This is a genomic window from Borrelia sp. RT5S, from assembly GCF_021165755.1.
GTDB lineage: Bacteria > Spirochaetota > Spirochaetia > Borreliales > Borreliaceae > Borrelia.
In genome coordinates, this window is sequence record NZ_CP088942.1 from 13,548 (window position 1) to 37,108 (window position 23,561).

At 36.8% G+C, this 23,561-nt stretch carries 22 protein-coding genes; 1 reads left to right on the top strand and 21 read right to left on the bottom strand.

The window, feature by feature from the left end; translation table 11 throughout:
* Nucleotides 1–75: 75 nt before the first annotated feature.
* From LSO06_RS05415 to thyX, 6 genes are all read right to left on the bottom strand, one after another.
* Nucleotides 76–1,518, bottom strand: coding sequence for a hypothetical protein (locus LSO06_RS05415; protein ID WP_231761087.1), 1,443 nt, complete (start codon nt 1,516–1,518; stop codon nt 76–78).
* A gap of 127 nt (nt 1,519–1,645) precedes the next feature.
* Entirely contained in the window at nt 1,646–2,407 is a 762-nt protein-coding gene (locus LSO06_RS05420; RefSeq protein ID WP_231761088.1) for a hypothetical protein, read from the bottom strand.
* A gap of 234 nt (nt 2,408–2,641) precedes the next feature.
* Nucleotides 2,642–3,613: a class 1b ribonucleoside-diphosphate reductase subunit beta gene (gene nrdF, locus LSO06_RS05425; protein ID WP_231761089.1), complete on the bottom strand. Its 972-nt coding sequence runs from the start codon at nt 3,611–3,613 to the stop codon at nt 2,642–2,644.
* Nucleotides 3,614–3,622: 9 nt separating this feature from the next.
* Nucleotides 3,623–5,698, bottom strand: a complete 2,076-nt coding sequence (gene nrdE, locus LSO06_RS05430) for a class 1b ribonucleoside-diphosphate reductase subunit alpha (protein ID WP_231761090.1) — start codon at nt 5,696–5,698, stop codon at nt 3,623–3,625.
* Complete coding sequence (gene nrdI, locus LSO06_RS05435) at nt 5,676–6,047, bottom strand: class Ib ribonucleoside-diphosphate reductase assembly flavoprotein NrdI (protein WP_370639807.1); 372 nt, start codon at nt 6,045–6,047, stop codon at nt 5,676–5,678. Before nrdI ends, nrdE begins: the two co-directional genes overlap by 23 nt.
* 18 nt (nt 6,048–6,065) lie before the next feature.
* Entirely contained in the window at nt 6,066–6,887 is an 822-nt protein-coding gene (gene thyX, locus LSO06_RS05440) for an FAD-dependent thymidylate synthase (protein ID WP_370639808.1), read from the bottom strand.
* Between the two features lie 920 nt (nt 6,888–7,807).
* On the opposite strand from thyX, the gene LSO06_RS05445 reads away from it, so the two are divergent.
* Nucleotides 7,808–8,467, top strand: coding sequence for a hypothetical protein (locus LSO06_RS05445; RefSeq protein ID WP_231761093.1), 660 nt, complete (start codon nt 7,808–7,810; stop codon nt 8,465–8,467).
* Nucleotides 8,468–8,659: 192 nt separating this feature from the next.
* On the opposite strand, the gene LSO06_RS05450 is transcribed toward LSO06_RS05445, so the two are convergent.
* The 15 genes from LSO06_RS05450 to LSO06_RS05520 all read right to left on the bottom strand — a co-directional run bounded on the left by LSO06_RS05450 (nt 8,660) and on the right by LSO06_RS05520 (nt 23,546).
* Nucleotides 8,660–8,977 carry a hypothetical protein gene (locus LSO06_RS05450; RefSeq protein WP_231761094.1) on the bottom strand — a complete coding sequence of 106 codons (318 nt, stop codon included), beginning with the start codon at nt 8,975–8,977 and terminating at the stop codon, nt 8,660–8,662.
* 123 nt (nt 8,978–9,100) lie between these two features.
* The gene (locus LSO06_RS05455; protein WP_231761095.1) at nt 9,101–10,228 is read right to left on the bottom strand and encodes a hypothetical protein; all 1,128 of its coding nucleotides are present in this window, start codon (nt 10,226–10,228) and stop codon (nt 9,101–9,103) included.
* Between the two features lie 407 nt (nt 10,229–10,635).
* Nucleotides 10,636–11,226 carry a BTA121 domain-containing protein surface lipoprotein gene (locus LSO06_RS05460; protein WP_231761096.1) on the bottom strand — a complete coding sequence of 197 codons (591 nt, stop codon included), beginning with the start codon at nt 11,224–11,226 and terminating at the stop codon, nt 10,636–10,638.
* A 667-nt stretch (nt 11,227–11,893) separates the two neighbouring features.
* A complete protein-coding gene (locus LSO06_RS05465) occupies nt 11,894–12,517 on the bottom strand; it encodes a hypothetical protein (RefSeq protein ID WP_231761097.1) in 624 nt (207 codons plus the stop codon).
* A 246-nt stretch (nt 12,518–12,763) separates the two neighbouring features.
* Nucleotides 12,764–13,516 carry a hypothetical protein gene (locus LSO06_RS05470; RefSeq protein WP_231761098.1) on the bottom strand — a complete coding sequence of 251 codons (753 nt, stop codon included), beginning with the start codon at nt 13,514–13,516 and terminating at the stop codon, nt 12,764–12,766.
* A 100-nt stretch (nt 13,517–13,616) separates the two neighbouring features.
* The gene (locus LSO06_RS05475) at nt 13,617–14,558 is read right to left on the bottom strand and encodes a hypothetical protein (RefSeq protein ID WP_231761099.1); all 942 of its coding nucleotides are present in this window, start codon (nt 14,556–14,558) and stop codon (nt 13,617–13,619) included.
* Nucleotides 14,559–14,699: 141 nt separating this feature from the next.
* A complete protein-coding gene (locus LSO06_RS05480; RefSeq protein ID WP_231761100.1) occupies nt 14,700–15,638 on the bottom strand; it encodes a hypothetical protein in 939 nt (312 codons plus the stop codon).
* A gap of 58 nt (nt 15,639–15,696) precedes the next feature.
* Entirely contained in the window at nt 15,697–16,608 is a 912-nt protein-coding gene (locus LSO06_RS05485) for a hypothetical protein (protein WP_231761101.1), read from the bottom strand.
* Between the two features lie 132 nt (nt 16,609–16,740).
* Nucleotides 16,741–17,835 carry a hypothetical protein gene (locus LSO06_RS05490; RefSeq protein WP_231761102.1) on the bottom strand — a complete coding sequence of 365 codons (1,095 nt, stop codon included), beginning with the start codon at nt 17,833–17,835 and terminating at the stop codon, nt 16,741–16,743.
* Nucleotides 17,836–18,044: 209 nt separating this feature from the next.
* Nucleotides 18,045–18,365 carry a hypothetical protein gene (locus LSO06_RS05495; protein WP_231761103.1) on the bottom strand — a complete coding sequence of 107 codons (321 nt, stop codon included), beginning with the start codon at nt 18,363–18,365 and terminating at the stop codon, nt 18,045–18,047.
* Nucleotides 18,366–18,475: 110 nt separating this feature from the next.
* Nucleotides 18,476–19,330, bottom strand: coding sequence for a hypothetical protein (locus LSO06_RS05500; RefSeq protein WP_231761104.1), 855 nt, complete (start codon nt 19,328–19,330; stop codon nt 18,476–18,478).
* A gap of 204 nt (nt 19,331–19,534) precedes the next feature.
* Nucleotides 19,535–20,875, bottom strand: a complete 1,341-nt coding sequence (locus tag LSO06_RS05505) for an ICP22 family protein (protein ID WP_231761105.1) — start codon at nt 20,873–20,875, stop codon at nt 19,535–19,537.
* A 209-nt stretch (nt 20,876–21,084) separates the two neighbouring features.
* On the bottom strand, nt 21,085–21,705 hold the full coding sequence (locus LSO06_RS05510) for a DUF777 family protein (protein WP_231761106.1): 621 nt from the start codon (nt 21,703–21,705) through the stop codon (nt 21,085–21,087).
* Nucleotides 21,689–22,630, bottom strand: coding sequence for a DUF693 family protein (locus tag LSO06_RS05515; RefSeq protein WP_231761107.1), 942 nt, complete (start codon nt 22,628–22,630; stop codon nt 21,689–21,691). The genes LSO06_RS05510 and LSO06_RS05515 overlap by 17 nt, the downstream gene beginning before the upstream one ends.
* A 55-nt stretch (nt 22,631–22,685) precedes the next feature.
* Nucleotides 22,686–23,546 (bottom strand): dermokine domain-containing protein, encoded by an 861-nt coding sequence (locus LSO06_RS05520; RefSeq protein ID WP_231761108.1) that lies wholly within the window; start codon nt 23,544–23,546, stop codon nt 22,686–22,688.
* Nucleotides 23,547–23,561 lie beyond the last annotated feature (15 nt).

Consider the following 23,561-nt stretch of genomic DNA (forward strand, 5'->3'; position numbering starts at 1 on the left):
TGGATTGGTAAAACCCCACGTCCAGCGTATTAATTGCGTAAATTTAGATATTTATTCGCAGTATGTTTCGTTAATTTAAGGAGCACTCTGTGCGTATTTTATTCTAAAATCGTTATCTTTAAGTTCTTTTATTGCTTGATTCATCAACTCTTGAAGAGTCTCATACATCTTCTTTAAAGAGAGCTTCGAACTTGTTAAATGCTGAAATACATGATGCAATCTGTCGCACAAAGCATCCAACTTCATCTTATCGTCCTCGCTTAAAGATTCCAATTGCTGTGCAATCTTTTCCTTTGTTATCTTTTCAGAAGTAGCGCCACCAATCCCTTTAACCAATGCACTCGATATTAGCTGCTTCAACTTCTTTACCGTCTTGTGCAACTTATCCTTACTCAACAAGATAAATCTATCACCAACGCTCTGTAAAGATATATCTTTGTCTCTTAAAAGAAGTTCACATATCCTTAACGTATGCATCTCATCCTCACTTAGATGCTCTTTAAGTTTTTCACTCCAAGTACTCTCATCTGAATCAAGTAATCCTCCCTTATTCATCAAGACAAGCTCATTATTGATGTTTTTAATAAAAGACTCAGAACAAGCCTTAATCTTGTCCAAAACTTCATTGTTAGGTTTTCTGTCATAAATTTTAGTTTGATAAAATGCGTATGATAAATCCGACTCTAAATCATAAAGAATATCTTCTCTATCTCCCTCTCCACTGTATTTATCAACAGCTTCTCTTGCATGCTTTATTTGAGTAAGCATATCTTGAGTGCCCCGCTCTCCTATGCTTGCTAGAAACCCAAGGACGAGCTCTTCACTGTAAGCGTACCTTTGAACATCTTCCTCATAAATAGCCGCATGCGAACCACCAAGTCTTGCCTTGTAGCGCTCGTCTTGCAAAACACCCTTTAAATATTCCAATGTTTCCTTGTGGCTAGCACCCATACGATTAAGCCAATCAACCTTGATCTCATCCTGCTTCTCTTCCTTGCCCGCACCCAAAGAGTCACTATCATCTTCCACAAGCACTTCTTCGCCTAGCAATACAACCCCATCAGCATCGATTACAGAATCTAAAGACCCCGCCTCAGCTACTGGTGAATCGACCTTCACAGGAGCTCCTGGAAGCAAAGAGTCACCCTTTACGGGAATAGCCTCGATTACCGAGGGTACTTCCTTCTTAATATCAGCCTTCTCATCCAAATCAAGGACATCCTTATCCCCCCCCACACCAGCTACCCCAGGCTTTTTAACTGCCGCACCAGCATCCGAAGTTACTTCCCTACCAGACCTTGGACGATCCTCCGCAAGTTCACTACTAGCCTTCTTATCACCCAGATCCAGCAAGTCCTTTCTCAAGCCCACATCAAAATTGTAGTTATCGCAGGAGAGTATCATAAGGACAGCGAAGAGCACAACAGCTCTTCTTAAGCCCAAAAAACCAAACACACAACGACTATAGCAATAACCCATACTTCTTCCAACTTCTATTGAAGGGAGATTATACCGCATTTTCATGTTTAAGTCCAGGGACAAGATTCAAGCCCCCCCAAACCCAAGAGCCCATATCAACAGCATAACCTTTCCATGTCAAACAATTTAGAAAAGACACAAAACCCCGTCAACAGTTGAGAGACCTTTAAGAAGAAAGCTTATTCTCAACTAACGAAGATGCACTGCTTATATCCCAAGCCGCACTCCTTAACATCCCTAAAGCTCCTTTAAACTTTTCAGGAGCTGAGTCTAAGGCATCTCTTAGCTCATTAAAAACACCTCCATGAAACGACGAACTTACATTACCCATAAGACTTTTCATACATTCTTTGGTTCCTTCCTTTTGTGCACGCCCGCCCCCCCTACTTTCAGTAATACTATTCATACAAGAACCTGCATCACCATTAAACGCGCTTACTGCTTTCTTAGCATCTTCTCTTGAACCACTACTGTCAACTATCCCTGACAGCTTGTCCACCAAAGACACTCTTTTTAATGCATCCTGCAAGTTACCCACCACTGGATTTACAACATCACCAGTGTAACCTGCACCTACCAATGTCTTAAACGCCAACTCAAACTTCTCTGCTGACTCTTTAATTTCCTTAATCAGCTCAGAAGTTTTCTTCTCATTTCCCCTATTCCCCCTAGCATCTTCTACAGTCTTTTTAGCATCATCAGCCACTTTCTTCGCAATCTCGTCAAGTTCTTCTTTGCTTAAAGTTTTAACTTCCTCTACTCCCTTTCCTGTAGCCTTGCTTACTTCCTCTGCTGCCTTTTCTGCTACAACCACTGAATCCTCTTTAACTACCTTTACCTTAATCTCGACCTCAGCCTCAGCCTTATACCACCACTTACAACTCACAAACAACATTAATACCAAAATACCTGTCAATTTTAGATACATCGCAATACCCCTCCTCTTCGCTAAGGATACTTCATAACTAGCAATAAACAACTTAGTAGCAACGACTTAGCGATAAGCGACTTAAGAAGAACGACAAAAGATCAAAATTAGTGGAGGTCTTTTAAATTTTTAGTACTAAACTCGGCAAAGGGGCTTTAGTTCCTTTTAAGCCCCAAACAACCCATAGGGGTATAAATAAAGACAGGGTATGAAGTTATTTTAAATATTTAAGTTTTAAGCAAAGTCGTCATCTTGCAAAACCTCAACTCTCATGGGCTTAATGTACCCATTGCCCTTGGTAGAAAAAAAATCGTGTGTTTTAGTGTGAGTACGCAACCCATTTAAGACTAAAGGATTAACATCAACATCTTTAATATTAAAGATAGGATCAAACCCTAAATTCATTAAAGCCTTATCGGCATTGTAGCGCACAAAAACATCCACAGGCCCCTCAAGTCCAATAGAAGAATATAGCTCTTTAGTGTATGCATGCTCTAGGCTATAAAGTCTTTCCAGTATGGAAAGTACCTCTTTTTGAGCAAGCTCCTGCTCTCGATTAGTCATTTTGTTAAACTCTTCCTGTGCTAGAAGCCCAACAAATACACCATGCACAGATTCATCTCTTAATATTAAATTAATAATCTCACCGCTATTTATCATCTTACCCTGACCTGCAAGATACAAAGGATAAAAAAAGCCTGAATAAAACAAAAATGTTTCAAGAAATACAGAAGTACACAAAGCCTTATATAGACTCATCCTGTCGTAAATGTTGTTATATCTGGTCAAGATCAAGTCTAGTTTATCTTGAAAATTTCTATAGTTCCTAACCCAACTGAATATATTGTCTATTCTGTCTATGTTTGACAGACTTGAAAATATGCTACTATAGCTTTTTGCATGCATGTGCTCCATAGCACCCATAAATCCGAGTACAGGTTTATAGTCCAGATTATCTATTGCTAGAGCTATTCTTGGCATGCCAACAGAACCCTGTTCTGTATCAAGCAAGGTAAGGCCCCCTAATACCTTCTCATAAACATCTCTTTCCTCTGGCGCTAGGGTTTGCCAAACAAGTTTATCTCCCGAAATTGGAATCTCTTCGTCTACCCAAAACTGCCTTATGTTTTGATCCCAAAACATCTTTGTATATCCATTATTAAGCCTATTCCAATTTATAGCCTCCCGATTACCATAATCTCTCATAAATACCCCCTATATTGCGCAAAGAATACATTCATCTACTGATAGATTTTTATTCCTTGTATAATATAAGCTCTTAAGTCCCTTATTTTTAGCATAAATATAAAGCTTGACAAGATCCCTAGTACTAGCCTCATTTGTAACATAAAGAAGAGTACTAATCCCCTGATCAACATGCCGCTGGGCCTCGCTAATGAGATCTATTAATTTCCTCATATCCATATGATAAGCTGACTTAAAAAGGGTGGCATTTTCCCTACTCAAATAAGGCATTGGATAATATGTTGTTGAATTACCATAAACTCTAGCCTCAACAAGCTCAACAATGGGCATAAGAGATGTTGTTGCGTTTTGAATGTAAGATATGCTCTGTGTTGGGGCTACAGCCAGCCTATAAGAGTGATAAAGCCCATGTTTTCTAACCTCATCCTTAAGGCATAACCAAGCATTCTTATCCGGAATTTTTAAACCATTAAATATCTTCTTTATTGCTTCTGTTCTGGGTGAGAAATCCTCACTTAAATACATATTAAAATAATTTCCCTTGTAATACTCGCTTTTCGTAAAATCCTTAAAAGTTTCTCCCCTCTCCTTTGCAATGTTCATACTGCTCTTTAAAGAATAAAAATTTAACATCATAAAAAAGGTACGAACAAAATCGCAAGCCTCCCGGCTCTCATAAGGAATTTTGTTTTTAATTAAAAACCCATGTAAATTCATTACACCAAGGCCAACCGCATGATAATCCTCATTTGCCTTCTTAACACTTGGGGCATTTTTAATATCTACAATACCAACAACAGCCGTTAGTGCCCTCATTGCAACATCAACCGTATGCTCAAAATCACTATTTACAACATTTACAATATTTAAAGAGCCAAGAATACAACTAACATCGTAGCCTATCTTATCCCCATCACCATAATCAGCAATAAGTGAGGGAGTCTGTATCTGAAAAATCTCTGTACAAAGATTAGACATCTTGATGTTACCAATATCCTTAAGTGGGTTATTTAAATTACATGCTGTGGAATACATTATATAAGGATATCCAGACTCAAACTGTAATCTAGCAATACGAACAAGCATATCTCTAGCAGAAATCTCTTTTTTTACAATATTTGGATTGCTTACTAAGCAATCATACTCCTTATCAAAATCAATATCGCTTAAATGTCGTCCTGTTTCTTTAAAAAGCGAATGGGGTGCAAATACACAAAAATTACCCCCATCACGAGCAATATCGAAGAATTTATTTGGAATAATAACACCCAGCGATAACGTTTGCATACGACTCTTCTCATCGGCATTTATCTTCTTTGTATCCAAAAACTCCTCAATATTGTAATGAAAAATACTTAAGTATACAGCACCAGCACCTTTTCTTTGTCCCATTTGATCTGCGTAATTAAATCCATCTTCTAAAAGTTTCATAACAGGTATGACACCCTTTGCAACGTTCTGAATGCCTCTTATATCCTCTCCAACAGCCCTAATATTTGAAAGATTTAAAGCAATTCCACCTCCAATCTTTGAAAGCTGCATGGCAGAGGAAATATTGAATGTAATACTATTAAGAGAGTCCTCTACTTCTAGCAAAAAACAAGAAACAAGCTCCCCTCTGACCCTCTTCCCCGCATTTAAAAATGTAGGTGTTGCCGGCTGATAACGCTGCTTAATCATTTCAATAGCAAGGCTTTTAGCATAATTAAAGTCTCCGCAAGCAAGAGAGAGGCTAACTGCAATCACTCTGTCTTCATACTCTTCCAAATAAACACTACGATCATCGTTCTTAAGTGCATAATCTTTGTAAAACTTAGAAGCACTCATGTAAGACTTAAACCTAAACCCCTCAAGTCTTACAACTGCATATATTTCAAGTATTTCTTCCTCAGAATATTTTTCATAAAAATCTTCATAATAATTATTGTCAATCAGATAGTGCATTCTCTCGTTTGGATCACCAAACCTTAAAGACTTACTACCAACCTCGTCTAGGAAAACACTTAAAGCCTCAAGATCTTTCTCTAGTCTGTAAAAGCCGTCTTTTAAAACCATAATTTCATTATTTAACTCTAAGTGTTTCATCGCAAATCCTTTCTACAAAATTATTAACATCGTGCACATTTCCTGCAAGTTCAAACTTCAATATCTCTTCCACACCATATTTGCGTCTTATTAAATTAACAGCATTACAAAAAGAATCTCCCCAGTTCTTGTTACCGCTCCCAGCAACTCCTACCATCAACTTCCAGTTGTTAACCAAAAATTTTTCTACCTCAGGTGGTATGTTGCCAAAAGGAGCTGTATAAGTAAGCAAAACATAAGGCTCCCCCACAGTCTCATCTCCAGTCTCTATTTGAAAGACATCTTGCAAACCAGTTTTTGCAATAAAGCGCCCTACATTTCCCGTCTTTGAAGCATATACTACTAAAATATAGCTAACCCTCTCTTTTCATAAACCAAGCTTCTCTTTCAGTCTCTTCAATTCAAGCTCTGACAAATGTAGCCTAGAAAGATCTAATACCCTCTTAATCTCGCGCAATTCATCTTTTGAAAGCATAACACCCCCCAGAATATGATTCTTAAAGCTAGCAGTAGCTAATGGGACTACCCTTTCTGCAATCTTTAATACCAAAATAGCATATTCCCTTATTTCCTTCTGGGCATGAGACGACATTCTTAATTTAACAAAGTGAAATAAATTATTCAAATCAATCTGCCAATACCATTCAGTATACAAGCTTAAAGGCAAGGATATCCTTGCTATCTCTCTTGAAACATCACTTTCTACCATGTCATGATAAACCTTATAAGACCTCTTATAGTGTTCTTCTAAATTATTAATCAAATTCTCAGCAGTCTTCTCGTCAACTCTTACATTAGAACGCCCCTGCTTGTTAGTAACACTCTGTTTGTTAATGTCACCCCCAGAGGGAACATAAAACTCTTCCCTCATTACACTATAACGACCTGAAACTTCATTAATCCTTGCTGTCCTATGCCTCATCCATTGTCTTGCAACAAATATTGGAGCTTTTACATGAAAAGTAAGCACCACCTGTTCAAGAGGACTTGTATGCTCATTTCTTATAAGATAATCAATAAGACCAGCACTGTCCCGCTTTGCCTTAGAATCCCTGTAAGAAACCCTAGCCGCACTAACTATTCGCTCATCACTACCCATGTAGTCAACAAGTCTTAAGAACCCCTTGCACAAAACCTTATATTCCTTGTCTAGTATTTCTTCCGCTTCTTGTACATGTTCATGCATAATTTACTTCCCCATATAATCTAACTTAATCTCTTAATCAAATTACTAATGTGCTACCCTCAAGCCTTCGGACCCCAGACAAAGACCTTCCAACACTAGCCCCAATTATAAATAGTAATATTAACCTAAATCACCCTATAAGCCATCTTAAATCAATAGTAAGCTCTTTTTGTTTAAATGAAATCTACCCTTTCACTACTTTAATATCTTATGAATGAAAATTAGTAGGTAAATGTTAGCACAAAAGTTTGCAATGTTAAACAACATTTAATAAGCATTTTTAAAGACTAACTTTCTCACTTGAAGAGTAAAAGGTGCTACAACACTGCTAAATAGCATTACTTTTGGCACATAAAATTTGGTTTATATATTAATTTTTTGTACCCTAGGGTAAAAATAAAATTATATTTATTAACTAGGCAACAAGAAGTATCTTTGTTTAAATTTAACCTATAAGCTAGTGCGTTAAAGGATGCAATAACTCTAAATGGAACTATACTTAAAGTCAGTGACTGCTATGAAAGCAGATCTTATGTTGTCCGTATGTGGCAAAGGGTGCCATTTAACTCTCTTTAAGCTTGATAGTAAAGCAGAGAGAAGTACAAAGCAAACTTGTTAGGTAAGGACGACGCTTTAAATTAATAGAATGGTATTGGTTATCCACAGCACACTTATAAGCTTGGGTTTAGGCTCAGGCTTATATTTATTTACACACCTCTGCTTTAAACCAAAACGGCTCAACCTGAGTACACGGGCCATAATTTTACCCGCTGTTGCGCAAATCTACTCAAATCAATGGTATATATTTCGCCGTATTTCCTATTATTAAAATGCTTCCCCCTAAATTACCTTTTACATGCCATATAGTGACTTTTAATAAATGCTATATATTGACTTATTATATTTTAAAATAGAAGGTATCTATGGTATTTATAATTTCAATTACAAGAACCATTTTATTGTCTGCATTATTGATATGTTCAGTAAGTTTGTTTTCTCTAAATGGATCTGGCGTGACAAAAGAAGAAGTAAGGGTATACAAGTGGAAAACTAATTTTGAAAATTTAAAACACCTTGACGGTTTTTTCATTGCAAGTATTAATTCTTTTAAATCACTACCTGAGAAAGACTTACTGCACAAATTAAAATTGTGCTTAATGATTTCAGAAAGTAAAAAACCTAATTCTACTGAGTCACAAAAGGCTTTGTTCAATAAATCATCTAAGTTTTTAACCAAACTTAGGGACAAAAATCCAGACAAAGCAGCATATCTTTTGTATGAACTAGACGCTCTGAGTCTACTCCTTGCGGATACAATAGAGCTTTCAAACATGCTTAGACAGGAAGATTCGGAAGGAGTACAAAAACATTACCATGAATACAAAGAATCATTGGAAAGACGTTTGCCGCTAATTCCTAAATATATAAAGGAGTTTTTCTCGGCAGTAAACATTCTTGACCACAATAAAGTTGACAAAAGCTTTAAAAAGTTTATGCCCAAATTTGTAGATCTTTACAACTCGGTCAAACAGGTGTATTCCAAGTTGCACAAACACTACACACAATACGTAATAAAGTACTAGGATCATTGAATGTATTGTAGCAGTCGACTCTTCGTTTAATCTGTAAAAGCAGATTCTAAGTAACGCCCCACTGCGCTTTCAGTCCAGCCAGTGGGCGTTTTTGTTATTATGTAATGTAGCCTAGTTTGTTGCATTAAGGAATTAAAATAGGCCATGTGCCTTTCCCTCAAGCAGGCCTGAAAATACTCTGGACTACTGGCGTACGCTAACAGAAACACCACCTGTACTTGATCTAGTGCTGCTTCTACTTACTGAGCTCTTATTAACACTTTCATTCATCACCGTCCTAGTGCCTCTACCACCTGCAATCGGTCTTTTAAAACTAGAACTAACAACATCCGTCTGTGAAACAGTGTTAGACTCTCCTGTTACCCTTCCAAACTCATCTCGAGCAGATAAATTACAACTTAAGATACTTAGTAGTAAGATAATACTTAAACATAAAAACTTGCTTTGTCGTGTCATTCTCATATTTTTAACCTCTGGAGAGTAATCATACTTCAAAACCATTTATTTATCAAACTAAACCAACAAGAGGGTTAGTAATAACCCTCTTGTCTCTTAAAACAAAAACAGACTACCCTAGAGTAGTCTGTTTTACGTTTAATCAAAGCAAATTTATATCAATAAAGTTTAATCGTCAAGGTTGCTATCTTTGTTAAAGCTGTACAGCAAGCGTTTTATATTCTTCAAAGATTCTTCCATTTTAGAAAGCTTTACTTGACGAGCGCCATACTTAGCGCCATACGCATACTCTTCTGTTTTCTGTTCTGACTTAACTTCCCCAACAAACTTTTCTATCTCTCCTTTAACCTCCTCCAATTGCTCCTTTGCTTTAAGCTCGCTCTTGAAATTCCCTTCACCACCAGTTGCAGCAGTCGCAGCGTTAAGGCATTGTTTAATAGCATTTAAAAGAGCATTTAAGTCTTCATTTAGGCGTTCGTTTGTATATTCAGCAGCCTTCTCGGCAGCTTTTTCCCTTTTCTTGGGATACCCAAGATTCCTCGTGCCTTGACTTACAGCTCGATAAAAACTAAAAGAGTTATAATCCTTTGCTATCTTTTTAACTAGCCTAAGTGATTCTTTCACACTTGTTTTGGCTTCCCTCAAGTGGGCACCATGTGTTTTTTTAACAACTGTTCCAGTGTGAGTACCTGACACAGGAAACCCTGTTGAACCATAATACCCCACAGCAGAACTAGTACCCCCGCTGTAATGTGTACCATAGTATATGCTTGAGTCTAGTGTATCACTTTCTTCTAAGTCATTTTCTTCTACTTCTTCCATCTCCCCAGTATATGAGCCTGAGACAACACCCAATGGTGATGGTGATGTAGCCTCTGTTATTTCCACTGCATCACTAAATCCAGACACTCCGGCCACTGTCCCGTGGGTATTACTACTGTAAACCGTTGTACCTGTTGCTCCCGTTTCTGTCTCAACCTTACTTGAAACAACCGTATGCCCTGACAACTTACCTGCTGCATCAACATAGCCTGAGCCCTCCACATTTACACCAACAGAACCTGAGGCCGAAGATACCCCTATCCCAGCATTTCCTGATAAAACAGCCACTTCCACACCGTCTATTTCCTCTCTAGTTACTGCCAAATCAGCATATCCCGAAACTTCAACATCTTCGCCACTTTCCAAAATGGACCGGACTTCTCCCGCCACCTCTTTAGCCTTTTCTAGTGACGAGAAATCACAACTTAAAAAGCTCAGTAGAATTACAAATATAAAATTCCTATTTATTGGCATTCATTACCCCCTCTTTAAGGAGAAATCTACTACAATATCGCTGAAAAACTCAAAGATCATATAATGAATTAGATGATTTTAGTAAAACACTACAAATGCAAAATTTGTCCTTACTAATCAAGCCTCGCTAATTGCCTACCAAAAATCTACACAAAATCCTTAAATCAACTATTATCTGTTCTTTGTCCCTTTGGCAAATTCTGCTCTTACACTAAAGCCAGCCCTTAAACAGAAACAAATCGAGCTTATTTCTAAGATATACTAAACTTCTTCCCAACTCAATTTAATACTGAGCTACTATTGCCCTATTAACTGACTTGTATTCTTTTTTCAAGCCCCCGCATCTTGTGACAAGAAAGATAAACTAGCCAAAGGCAGCAAGAATTATTCTCTGCTGCCCTTTAAACTTAATTTCCCAGGGTATCATCTATTTGACCCTTGAGTGCTTTAAACATAAATGAACTACTATTAGCTCTTAAAGCTATGTATGCCCCCTCATATCCTTCATCACTACTACAAGATATTTTTAAATCTTTTAAATATTCATCTTCCCTTCCCTTCAATTGGCTCTCCAAATTTTGTTTCTGTGGATGATCGTCTGCCATGTCGTATATTGCATCTTGCACCTCATCCCGTGCCCTCATGGTCACAACTATGTCCGCAATAGCTTCCTTAGTTTTATTTAAACCCAGCATCAATAAAAACTCATGAAACTCCTCTTCTGTGTAATTCTTAATACCAGCAACATCATTTGCAATAAGGGGGTTGATTAAAACACTCTTTAAATATTGAACTGCATGCCTTTCTTCAGGAGAGAGTTGATATTTTGCAATCAAACCTTCTATTGTGTTCTCATCTTCAAAATCAAAATCCTCAGTCTCCTCCTCTTCATCATCTTCATCTAATAAACCTACATTTTTAGCATCTTTTATGTCCTTACAACCAAAGAACATAAATACCAATATTAGAATTAAACTCTTAAAAGTTCGCATATTCATGACTTATTTTCTCCTTCTATAAGAAATATATACCATTTAATTATTAAGAAAATTTTTATAGTAAAACAGTTTAAATTGTGTAAGAACGCTTTTATATAAAAGTTAAAAGGTAAGAAAATAAGATGGGCAATAATACCTTCTTTGTTATTCAAGAAATCTATACTATAATTGTCTAGGGTCCATTGCATTAGAAAACTTAAGTTGTTTGGGATTGTAAATTTAGAGAACACAATGCTTGACGATGTCTTTGTTGCTGGTGTGCATGGCTCGTTGTGAGAGAAATGCTGCGGGGCGTTGTAAGAGTGGCCGACATATTATTGAAAATCAAACAATGAGCGTCTGTTAGTGGGGATATCTTAGTTGAAGAGAGTGCACACTCTCATAGAGTGCTTGAGACTGGAGCGCAAAGTGATGCTAAACAGTTTGAAGGAACGGCATCTTTTTAGTAATACATAAGACGTTAGCTTAATATCAGGTTTGGTTCGTCATGTGTCTTCTTGGTGGCCTTTTGTTTAAAATTTACTTACACCTGGGCTATGCTTGAAGGGAAGTATCTTTGTCCATAAAAAAAGAGGCCTCTTTCTTTGACCTCTATTTTTCAAGTTAATATGCTTATTTATTTAACTAAATCCGCATCATCTACAGAGATATTACACCCTAATTCACTTTACGGTGCTGATACCCCTTGTACGCCCGCACCCGCTGCTGGTTGCTTGTTTGCCATAGCTGCTTTTACTTTTTGAAACACAGCACCTAACACTATATTTGATTGAGCTGCTGGCGCTTTCTGTCCCACTGTCGCTGCTGCTGGCCCAGCAGGCGCTACTACTGGTTGTTGTACTGGTTGTTTTGGTCCAACTGCTGGTGCTGAAGGTGCTACTGCTGGCTTTGCTGCTGCTGCCTTTTCCGCTGCTAGTACTTCAAATGCACTTGATCCCGCTGCTACTGCCTTCCTGGCTTCCTCTTTTCTAGCTTCTAATTCTTTTGCTGCTTTCTTTTGTTTCGCTTCATCCGCTAGTGCCCCAAATGCGCTTGCTCCCGCTTTCACTGCCTTCCTAGCTGCTTCTTTTCTAGCTTCTAATGCCAATTCCTCAGCTGTTGGCGCTAAAGGTGCTACTATCGGATGATGTTGTGCTGGTGTTTGATCCTCCGCTGGCACTGATGGTTGTTCAACATCCCCCTTACTTCCTATTCCTAATTCCTTCTGTAGGCTTTTTGAGGGCAAATCATTCCCACAACTTATCATTAAAACGGTAAACAACACAAACATTGTCATTTCAAATTTTTTCATATAATCTTCCTCCTCTAGACAATTAATTAAATAATCATCCATTTTAATATGTAGTATCTAATGCTAATGCTACATATTTATAATGGTTTCATATTGTACTAGTTTTACTTTGTTTTGTCAACTTTGTATTATTTAATGTTTTTAAATAATACTTATTCCTTGCGTTTTACTTCTTTGTGGGCTTTTTGGCGTGTTTTAAGAATGTAGATGCCATTTTATTTGACTTCTACATTCTTTTAATAATGCTTATTTAATTAATCTTTCAAACTCTTTTTGCATTTCAAAAAGAGAATTTGGCTTTCCGTATACTTTCTTATAAACTTCTGCATTGCTTCTGGTAATTTTACTCAATTCAGCTAACATTCTCTGCTTAGAATTCTTTTGAGCTACAGCTACCTCTATTTGATCATCAACTCTTTCAATAACTTCTTCTCTTAAGATGACAAATTCATTAAACATGTCACTAATGTCTACTATGTTCTTATTGCCCTTAAGTTTAGATAGGCTTGTTTCCCCCAAATTCCCATTTACGACTTGATGAGTAAAATTTCCAATTCCATACAACAGGTTTAATAATCTATAAGCAACATCTTTATCGGAACCGGATACTGCTAATTTCTCTAGTATTTCCTCTACCCTTCCAATAGAATCTGCATCATACCCCAATCCTGCACAAATTTTGTCTAATCTCTCAGCTTCACTATCTCCCTTACCCAGTTGCATATTTTTTGGCAACTCCTTGATTTTAGATTCAAGAGCAGTAAATGAACCCTTCATTTCATTCTTTTCTTCTGTAAGTTCTTCCCTTAATTCACGTAACTTTTTCTCAAGTTCATCATAAGCTCGCTCCCTTGCTTCCCCTTCAATCTCTAATTCCTCAGATGTTTTCATTGCAGCCTTTGTAGTCCTCCCCTGTGCCACAATTACCGTTTGGGTATGAGCTAAAACTGTTGTTAGCGTTACAAATAACAAAAACATTATTATGCTAACTCTTTCCATAAAATATCCTCCTGTAATGATTAATACAAACTAATAATCATTACATGTTATTGTAACACACCCAGATAAGGACAACATACAGGCTCATATTTATCACTTCTTAGTCTTTAGTCAATTTGGCAAAATAATCGTACGCAGCCTTGCCGATTTTAGTAATGTCAGTCAATAAATTGTCAATTTCTTGACTTTTACTTCCTTGGTTATAATAGCCAGTTGCTTGCTTAATTCCCTCATGCATCTCGTCTTTATTTTTCTTCAAGGCTGTCTCCTCGATCTGTGCTTTTATCGCTCTTATCCATTTTGCTTCTGATTCTATATACTTGTCCAGCATTTCATTGGCTTTAGCAAGGGCTGTTACATCATCATTACTCTCAAGCTTATTCAAGTTTTCATCCGATAGATGTTGATCAAAAAGTAGTGTATTCCAGTATCCAACATTATCAGTAATTACTTGTGTTAGAAATAGAGCATACTTGTACTCACTAGTGGAAGAATCAAAAAACCCAAGATCTTTTTTTACTAGTAGTTTGGAAAATATTTCGTCTAACTTTGTGATAAAAGCCACATCGTATTTAAAGACTCCATAAAATTCATTATTTATATTATGCGATGTTCTAATATCGCCTCTAGACATTAATAGAGTTAAAATATTAGGAAACGCATGCACCCTTCTTTCAAATTCATTAAATACAACTTCTTTACCATTTAAACCATAAGGAAATGCATACCCCCCTGCCTCAAACTTACTCCTAGCCTTCTCAACTCCCGCCTTATATGACTTTACTTTCCTCTTAAGGACTTCGTAAAGTGTATCCTTTACTTTCTCCCCTCCCTTGCCAGCGCCTGAAGCTATCTCTCCCTCTTCTGTCTTCTCTTGCCCCCTCTCATTTAGTTCAGCTTGATTAGATTCCTTCTTACCAGAATCTGAAACAAGAGCAGCCCCCTTCTTGCTAGCCTTACCCACTCCCTTGCCCTTAGTCGTCTGTTGCCCACAACTCATAGCTACAACTAGTAATATGAGTAACACCCTGTATTTTTTCATCTAAATCTCCTCCCTTTTACCTTTGTATGCACTAGGCCTGAACATTAGGGTGCATCATTTTACACAATTGACAAGACCTAATTCTTCTATTGTTAATCTGTAAGCATTAATATTAATCCACATTATCTGCGCCCTTATTCATTAATTCCCAAATGCAGAGCAAAACTTTACGATCTTATCATATTCAAGTCCCATAAGACCAACTGCATTGTGCACCTTTACATCACCATACTTAGCTATATTTGTTAATTGCAAATGTATATCCTCTTCCTTTCTCTCCCTAGATGCCGCATCAATATGTTCTTTAATCAATTTTAGTGATTCTGCCTTCTTTCCCATAAACGTATCTAGAAGCGCATTGGCTGTAATAAGAGTTCCTGGACTGCCTTTACTTTCCATTTTGTCCAAATTTTTGTCCGAAAAATATTCATTTAAGACCAAACGATTAAGTCGTCCGATTTTATTACTCAACATTGCTATTACATCACTAGCAGCAGTACTCCTGTTACTTATCTTCTTATCCAGTTTAGAAAATATCCCATCTAACTTTGAAATAAGAGCTGCATCGTAATCTAGAGAAGCATAAAGATCATCTACGTCCTCTGTTCTTTGAAAAGAAGATTCACTGATCTTAAATCCAACAACCTCTAAAATATTAGGAAACGAACATTTACCACTATTAATTACTATTACAAGAGATTCTCTACTATCTAAACCATCAGGAAATGCATGCTTCCCTGCCACAAATTTATCCCTAGCCTCCTTAAGCTCTGCCCTGTACGCCCTCACTCTTGCTCTAAAAGCTTCATAAGCAGCAGCATCCTTTCCCCTCCTTCTGACTGCCTTACCTTTACCTGCCTTTCCTTTGCCTACCCTTACCTCATCTATCTCCCCCTCATCCATCTCCCCTTCTTCTCCGTCTATCTTTCCTTTTAGTTCACCTTTCTTGTTATTACTTGCAACAATTCTAGCTCCACCCTTCTTGCTAGTCTTGCCTAGCGTCTTGTCCTTAGTAGATGTCTGTAACCCACAACTCATAACTACAACCAGCAACATGAGTAACGTCCTGTACATTTTCATTTCATTATCCTCCTTCTAACAGATTTAATGTTAAAAATCACTGCTTGAATCTATCAACTTAACGTAACAATCTAACAATTTCTGACACTTCTCTTCGGATTCGGCCAAGCACATTGTATGTAGTATTAATTTTTGTTGTACTATAACCATTAGGATCAGATAGTACCTCCTTGCAAAGCTCCTCTTGTACTATCTTATTGTCTCTACCTTTGCTTTTGCCTTTCCTTGCCAATGCTTCGATTTCTTTTATGTACTCTGCCCTTTTTTCCACAAAAGCCTTTAAATTTTCATTAATTCTCCTGAAGTCTTCTGGGTTCTTTTTATTAAGCTTATATAGGATTTCTTTTGATAAAAGATTTAAGTATTCTTGATTCCATTCCGCTACATGCTCTATCCTTTTTATTAGTCCACGCCCAGCAGCAGGATCGCAATTAAGCAGCTGATTAAATGTCTCGCCAACCCTTCTAATGCTAGATACATCGTATATTAGTGCTGCATGTATTTTATCTAGTATGTCTTCCTGTTTCTCTTTGGAAACATTAGGAATATGTTTCTTAAATGGATCCACAAAAAATTGCGGTTGTTCCTTCTTAAATTTGGTAAATATTCCTCTAGCCTTTTCAAGCTCTGACCTTTGTGATTTCAAATCACTCACCAGTTCATCATAAACTACCTTTATCTGGCTGCCTTCCTTGAAATTAATCTTGTAATCGACTTCCTTTTCCTTGCTCTTACCCTTTCCTTGCCCTACTTTAACTCCCCCTTCCTTACTGCCTTCTTCTAGTTCTCCACTACCTGCTCCTTGCTTAACCTTGCCCTCATCCGTCTTACCATGGTCCTCCTTCTTTACTTTCTTCCCTGTCTTGTGTCCCTTTGAATTAAGATTATTTTGTTTATTTTTACTACCATCCTGACCACAGCTAATTAACACAGTAACTAACATGAAAAACACCAATATATACCTTCCCATACAATTCCCCCTTCAATAAAATACCATGCATTAATTCACTACTAGATTAATTATTATATTAAACTTAATTTAATTATATATTAGATTTAATTTAATATCACCATTATATGGAGACATAAAAGAACCTCTTATTTAACTAGATTGAATTAACTTTTTAATATCTTCCGAGATTTTTCCCAGCCTTTCACAATCCGCACTTAAACTCAAACTACCATCTGTCATCTTTTGCATTTCACCATAGACGAATGCTTTATTATGCTTATTTGCCTCCATTATAGACAGACAAGCTTTAATCTTTCCTAGCAGCTCTTCTCTCTTCCTAATAAATTCACCCATCTTATGCCCAACTGAATTCAAAATTGAAGGATCTTTAACACTTCTAGCATTAGCCAAATTCGAGTTTCCCAAGGCTTCATTTAAAATCTTTTGGGTGTAAGTATCAATATCTACAAACAACTTCAAAAATGAAGCGACAATAAACACCGTACCGCTTTGGTTTCCAAACATAGAAACTACTACTCCTGGGAATGATTCTTCTAATTTTCTAATGGAATCAACATCATAACCCAAGCCTGCATAAATTTTATTCATCTCCTCTGGATCAGCATAACTGGACCTAATTCCCTTTAGTTTGTTTACAAGCACAGGAAATGAATGGTTGCCAGCAATAAACACACTCTTATCTCTTCCAAGCTCTACTCGATATCTTTCTAATCTCCTTACAAGCTCAGAATAAATGCCTCGTGCCATATTTTCCCTTGCTTTCCTTTCCTTCTCTTTTTCTGTCTTCTCTCTTATCTCCTCTTCTGGCTCCTCTTTTGGTTCTTCTTTCGTTTCTTCTACTGGCTTTTCTACTGGCTCCTCTTTCTTCTCCTCTTCCAGCGCCTCTTCTTGAGCATTACCTTCTTCTTTTGTCTTGCCTACCTCTTCCTCCTCTTTTGTTTCTTCTTTTGGCTCCTCTTTTATCTCCTCTTGCTTCTCTTCATCGCCTATCTCTTCCTCCTCTTGAGTACCATCTTCCCCGTCACTTGCCTGCTCCTCCTCTTCCTCTGTCCCCTCTTCTATCTCTTCCTCTTCTTCCTCTGTCTCCTCTTCTTCCATCTCATCATCTTCCTCTAAATCTTCATCTTCCTCTTCCATCTCTTGAGCAGTATTAATACTTCCATCCTGACCACAGCTCATTAACATAGCAACTAACATGAAAAACACTAATAAATACCTTCTCATATAATTCCCCTTCAATAAAATACTACGTATCAACTCATTGCTAGATTAAATATTATATTAAACTTAATTTAATTATATATTAAATATAATTTAATCTTAATATTTAAAATGTACTAAATATAAATACTTTTGTATCGTCTACTGAAGAAATAAATAAAGGAAGCTAATGCTTCCTTTATTTCAATAATCTAATCTTTAGGTATGTCTTCTTAAGATGCAGAAATTTCCTTTATCTTAAATTCTCCGTTCTCTATCCTGCCCCTTACCTTAACCCTAGGCTTCCCTCCGCCTGGCTTTTCCTTAAGTCTAATCCTACCCTTGTCTTTTCCTGTTATTCTAATCTTGCCCTCTTCACTTGGATTTACCTTCTTTGCTTCTACTGGCTTGCCCTTGACTTCTGCTGGATTTACCCTGTTTGTTTCCACTGAATTGACACTGCCCTCACCTAGCTTTACCTTATCTGTACCTGCTGAATTGACACCACCTTCTACTGGCTTTACCCTGTTCTCTTCTATTACTCGCTTAATCATATTACGCATCTCTACTCCTACTAACATCCTGACCACAGCTCATTAACGCAGTAACTAAAATGAAAAACACCAATACATGCCCTTTCATTAAATTCCTCCTTCAATAAAATTTAACTTTGACTTGCAACACGCACTCTATTCATCAAGTCTTTTGAGATTTGAACAACTCGATCATATTTCCTTATAAGATCTGAATCACGTTCTGTAATCTTGCATAAATTCTCTTTTAAGTTTCTGTATGGTGACATAGTAAGCAACGTAACAAACCTTTCCTTTTCTTGAACAAAATCATCAAACAATGTATAAAACTCACTAACCTTGGCTGCACCATTGCTAGATAAAAGAAGCCTATCTACGTCTATTTCTAACAAAAGATCATATAAGATGCTATGGGTTAGTGATCCAATATGTCCTATCTTTTTCATTAACGTATCGCTAACAGACAAATCACAATTACTTAACTCCTCTAACAGCCTGTTGAAATCTGAAATGGACCTAAGCTCATATTCTAGCGCCACGTGTGCTCTCTTCAGTCTTTCCTCAGTAGCAGCTGGATTGTTTGCAGATACAGACATAAACTTTTCCTCGTATCGATAATCTTTAAATTTCCCATAGTTACTCTCAAACTTTGTCCTTAGCGCATAGATTCTGCTCTCCAGGATATCATAAGCTATTTGGAAAGGACTGCCTTTGGTAAGCTGAAACTTACTTTTCCTTGCCTCATACTCATTTTTCCTAGCATCCCTCTCATCTTTACTTATATTAATCTCGTCTTCCTCTTCTTCTGTATCATCCTCTTCAGTATCTTTCTCTTCAGTATCTTTCTCTTCAGTAATCTTGACTTCCTTTGTGATCTTTTTGTCTGTCTTCCTTTTAAAACTGGACTTCCTTCCCCTGTTGCTGTCTTGCCCACAACTCATTAATACAATAACTAATACAAGAAACGCAATTATTTTCCTTCTCATTAAATTACCCCTTCAATAAATATTATGTAATTACATAAACATTTTTATATTAACTATAATATTAAATTAAATATTAATATGTATTAAGTTTAATATACTTTCAATATTTAAAACATCCTAAATGACGATACTTTTTTAATATTCTTTATTAAATAGCTAAATAGAAGAAGCTGATTCTTCAACTTCCTCTATTTTCAATCTTCTCTATTTTAATAATCTTTCAATCTGTCTTCTTAACTTAAAGAAATTTGTCTTTGCTTGTTGAATCTCTGTTTTACTACCAGTCATTTTCATCAACTCTTCTCTCATCAAAGCTTCATCATGCTTCTTATTTCCTGCTAATGACAAATGTCTTTTAATCCTGTCTATTAACGCTTCTCTTTCGCTTATAAAATCATCTAAATGACTGCTAGCTGTAGGAACAACTGTTGTGTCTTGATTATCTTTAAGTCTTAGCAAATTAGCATCTGAAAAACTCTCATTTAACACAGTATGAGTTGCGGTCCCAATGAGATTTAGTAACTCAATTAGCTTTTTAGCAACAAATTGATCGTCAATTTTTCCTAGGTCAAGCCTATTGATTGGTAATTTAACAAATATTTCCTCAAATTGTTTTATCTCATTAGCATCATAATTGAAAGACGAATATATGTAATTTCTTCTCTCTGAGGTATTATAGTGTCCAAAATCCATAAAGACACCCCCCATCTTACCGAGTTTGTCCAGTAAAGCAGTAAATGAATGTCTTCCGGCTTCAAAAGTACCTCTAGCACTCTCAAGTTTTGCCTTATATTTCTTTAATTTTTGTTCAAGCTCAAGGTAAGCATCTTGTCTTTGCTTCGCTGCTTCTTGTCTTTGCTTCTCCTCTGCATCTACTTGATCCACTTCCAGTGAATTTGTCTTTGTTGTATCCGTTTCGTTTGTGTTGTCTACAACAGGCACGTCAATGGTTACAGGCACACTGCTGGTTGTTGTAGGCGCTTCATTGGTTACAGGTACATCACTAGTTACTGTCCCTCGCACATCTGCGTCTTCCTCTGATGCATCTTTAGTTCCCTCATCTACTGTATTTGTGTCATCATTTGTTTCACTCTCAGCATTTTCTTTAACTTCTGTTAAGCCTTGTCCATTACTCTCACCCTCATCTGCTGGTTCTGATCCTAATGAATCTGCCTCGACTACATCTGTGGTGTCAACTGAAGCATCTTTAGCTCCTGCCTCATTTTCTTCTGTACCAGTAGTTCCTGCATCCTGCACATCTGCGCCTTCGCTTGCTCCACTACCAGCATCTTCTTCAACTTCTGTTAAGCCCTGTTCACTGCCCTCACCCCCATCTGCTGGTTTTGATCCTAACAATAAATATGCATTTACTACATTTGCTTTATTTGTATCAATTTCCCCTGCTTCCTTCTCTTCTGTGTCTGTTTTTCCTACTTTCTCTTCTGGATTGTAAAACTTACTCAACCTAAGAAGACCACTCCCTTCTTGTCCACATCCCATTAATACAGAAAGCAGCGCAAATAATAATACCCCAAGCCTCTTCATTCAATACCCTCCTTTTCATTATCATTTTGTATTTGGTATTAATATATAATATATCTTAACATATACTGTATTTTGACTCTATTTAGCTATATTTGAAATTGTTCTTGCAAACTACCAGCATTACTGGTATGGATAGTTTTAAAGACTGGTATTAAATCTTCTTATCAAGCTTCCAGTTAAGTAAACTTAAAAATTAGGCAATATTAAGCCTAGACAACACCTGAAGTATTGCCCGTTACAGGAGTAGGGGCGCCTGCTGCATTTACATAAACAATGCTACCAGATCCATGTGTATGACTTTCAAATAACTTACCGTTAATATACACTCTTCCTTTAAAGTCAATATTGTCAGCCTTAATAACTAAAGACTTAACAGAAACTTCAATGCTCTCACCCTCAAGACTTACGTTCCTAGAGTTAAGGCCTAACTGCTCGCTTTTAATGTCAAGTTCTTTTGAAGACACGCTATATTTATCTATCTTAATACTTGCACATTCAGGGTTTATGGCATTTAGGATGTAAAAATAATTTTTATCAAAATAGTTATTGTCCGATTCGTTGAAGATATTAATACTACTTTGAAGCAATACCACCCTATCGCCCTGTTTAAGGTCAAGCCTTAGATTTGAAATATTACGCGTGAGGATCCCTAATCCCTCATATTCTTCGATCAAAACAATTCCCTCTTGAGTTTCAAAATCAAACTGTTTAATGACTCCAATCCTGCAAATAAAGACATTCTCACGTAAATATTTCCTTGCTTCCTCACGTGCTGAGGAGTCATTGCTTAGACTACCCAAACTTTTGCAAATATCATAATTTTGATTCATACACCACCTCGCCTAGTTCATTAGATTCATCGTAGAGTTTCAATTTTAGTGTGCAATCTCCTACATTGGTTAAATGAGCACTAGTTTCCTGCACAACGGCCTTTACAATTTCTCCATATCGATTAACAAATTGCACTCCGTCTCCTACCTTGATCTTGTCTGTGAAAAGAAGTGTGGCGTTCCAAAAATTAAAACTAGACTGCCCCAATACCCTTACTTCCTTTTGAGGAATAAATAAGAGCGCATAGTCTTGTAAATTCTTATAAAATCTCTTAACCTCGCTTAATGCATTAAAGTTAATAAAAACAAACCTAGTATCAGGCTCGCTGGTCAAATCTCCAGCATCTACAAATATTGAATGCACATATTTGCCCATAAGTTTTTCTATAAATTCTTTAAGAGTTGATACATAAAAGCTCTCATCTATTATGCGTTCTCTGTCTTTCCTGCTAATATAAATAACGGCCTTATTGTTAAATACTGTCCTTATTGCTTCCTCTAATGATTTACCACCAAAATTTTTAATAGTAAGTTTTGTATTTGAAAATGTGTCTTTTAACATAAGGTAGACATCATACTCGCAAATAAAATCACCATTTTCAAAATCAAAATCAATGGGTGCTCCCAAATAGCCAGCCATAATGAACTTATAATCTATACTCTTCTGGTAAGAAAATTTTCCATAGTAAATCTTGGCGACATCTCCAATTTTTAAAGACTTATTAAAATTTAAAGGCATATTAAAAAACTGAAGTCGTGCCTTTTTGCATTGCATCGAGCCTACAGTGGAATATTCATTACTAATTAAAATGTTAACAAGGGGCGCTCCATTTTTTGTCTCTATTATAAGCTTGGGTCTGGAGCCCAGAATTCCCTTGATTACACTGTAAAATTCTATTTTAAAGTTATATTGAAACAGCAACATAATTTCCTTTATTAACTTCTTAAATAACTTGTTTGTTCTAACAAGTCATTTAAAGCTATAAAGCTTCTCTCCCGCCTGCTGGTCTTTTGTACTCAACTGGTTTTGTGTTACTCTCAGGCTTGTCCTCCTCCTCAAGCTTATCCTTCTGAACAGGTCTTTGATTAACTGTGGGTCTAGAGCTGCCTGCTGGTCTTGCGTTGCCATTGGGTCTTTGGTTAACCGTAGGTCTAGCTCTACTTGCTGGTCTTCGGTTAACTGTAGGTCTTCCATTACCTAATGTTCTAGATCTACTTGCTGGCCTTTGATTAGATATAGGTCTACCGTTACCTGCTGGCCTTACACTGCCTGCTGGCCTTGCTCTGACTGCATTGTCGGCTGGAATACTTAAATTTATACCGAGCCTGCGTGTAATGTAATTTTCTAAAAACTCAATCTCTTGTATCTGTACATTAATAAACAATTTGGTGTAATCGGGACTCTCAATTAGATTCTTATTACTAAAATTTAAAAGCCTATATCTCTCCTTACCAAGGCGCTTTTCCATAGGGATTTCTATGATATCTTGCATCCTATTATCAACTTCTATGAAAATATCATCATCACTATGCTGGTTTCCTTTTCTTAAAAACTCAGCCTCTACTTTGAAAAAAAGATTATCTGTTATGAAGCTAAAAAGACTTTCATAATAGTTTTCAATTTCTGTTATTCTTTTTAAAATTCGATCAGCTCTGCGTTGTCTAGTTGCATCAGCTGCCTTAAGTAAGGCACCTTCCTTGTATTCATAGCTTAAACCATATGCATCCTCAACATCCTGCTGGAAATTCCAGCTCTTGAAATTAAAAGGCCTTGGGGGTACTGTTGCAAAGAGATTTAAATTTAACAACAATAAAAATAATATACATACAACCTTAACCATAAATATTCTCCTAAA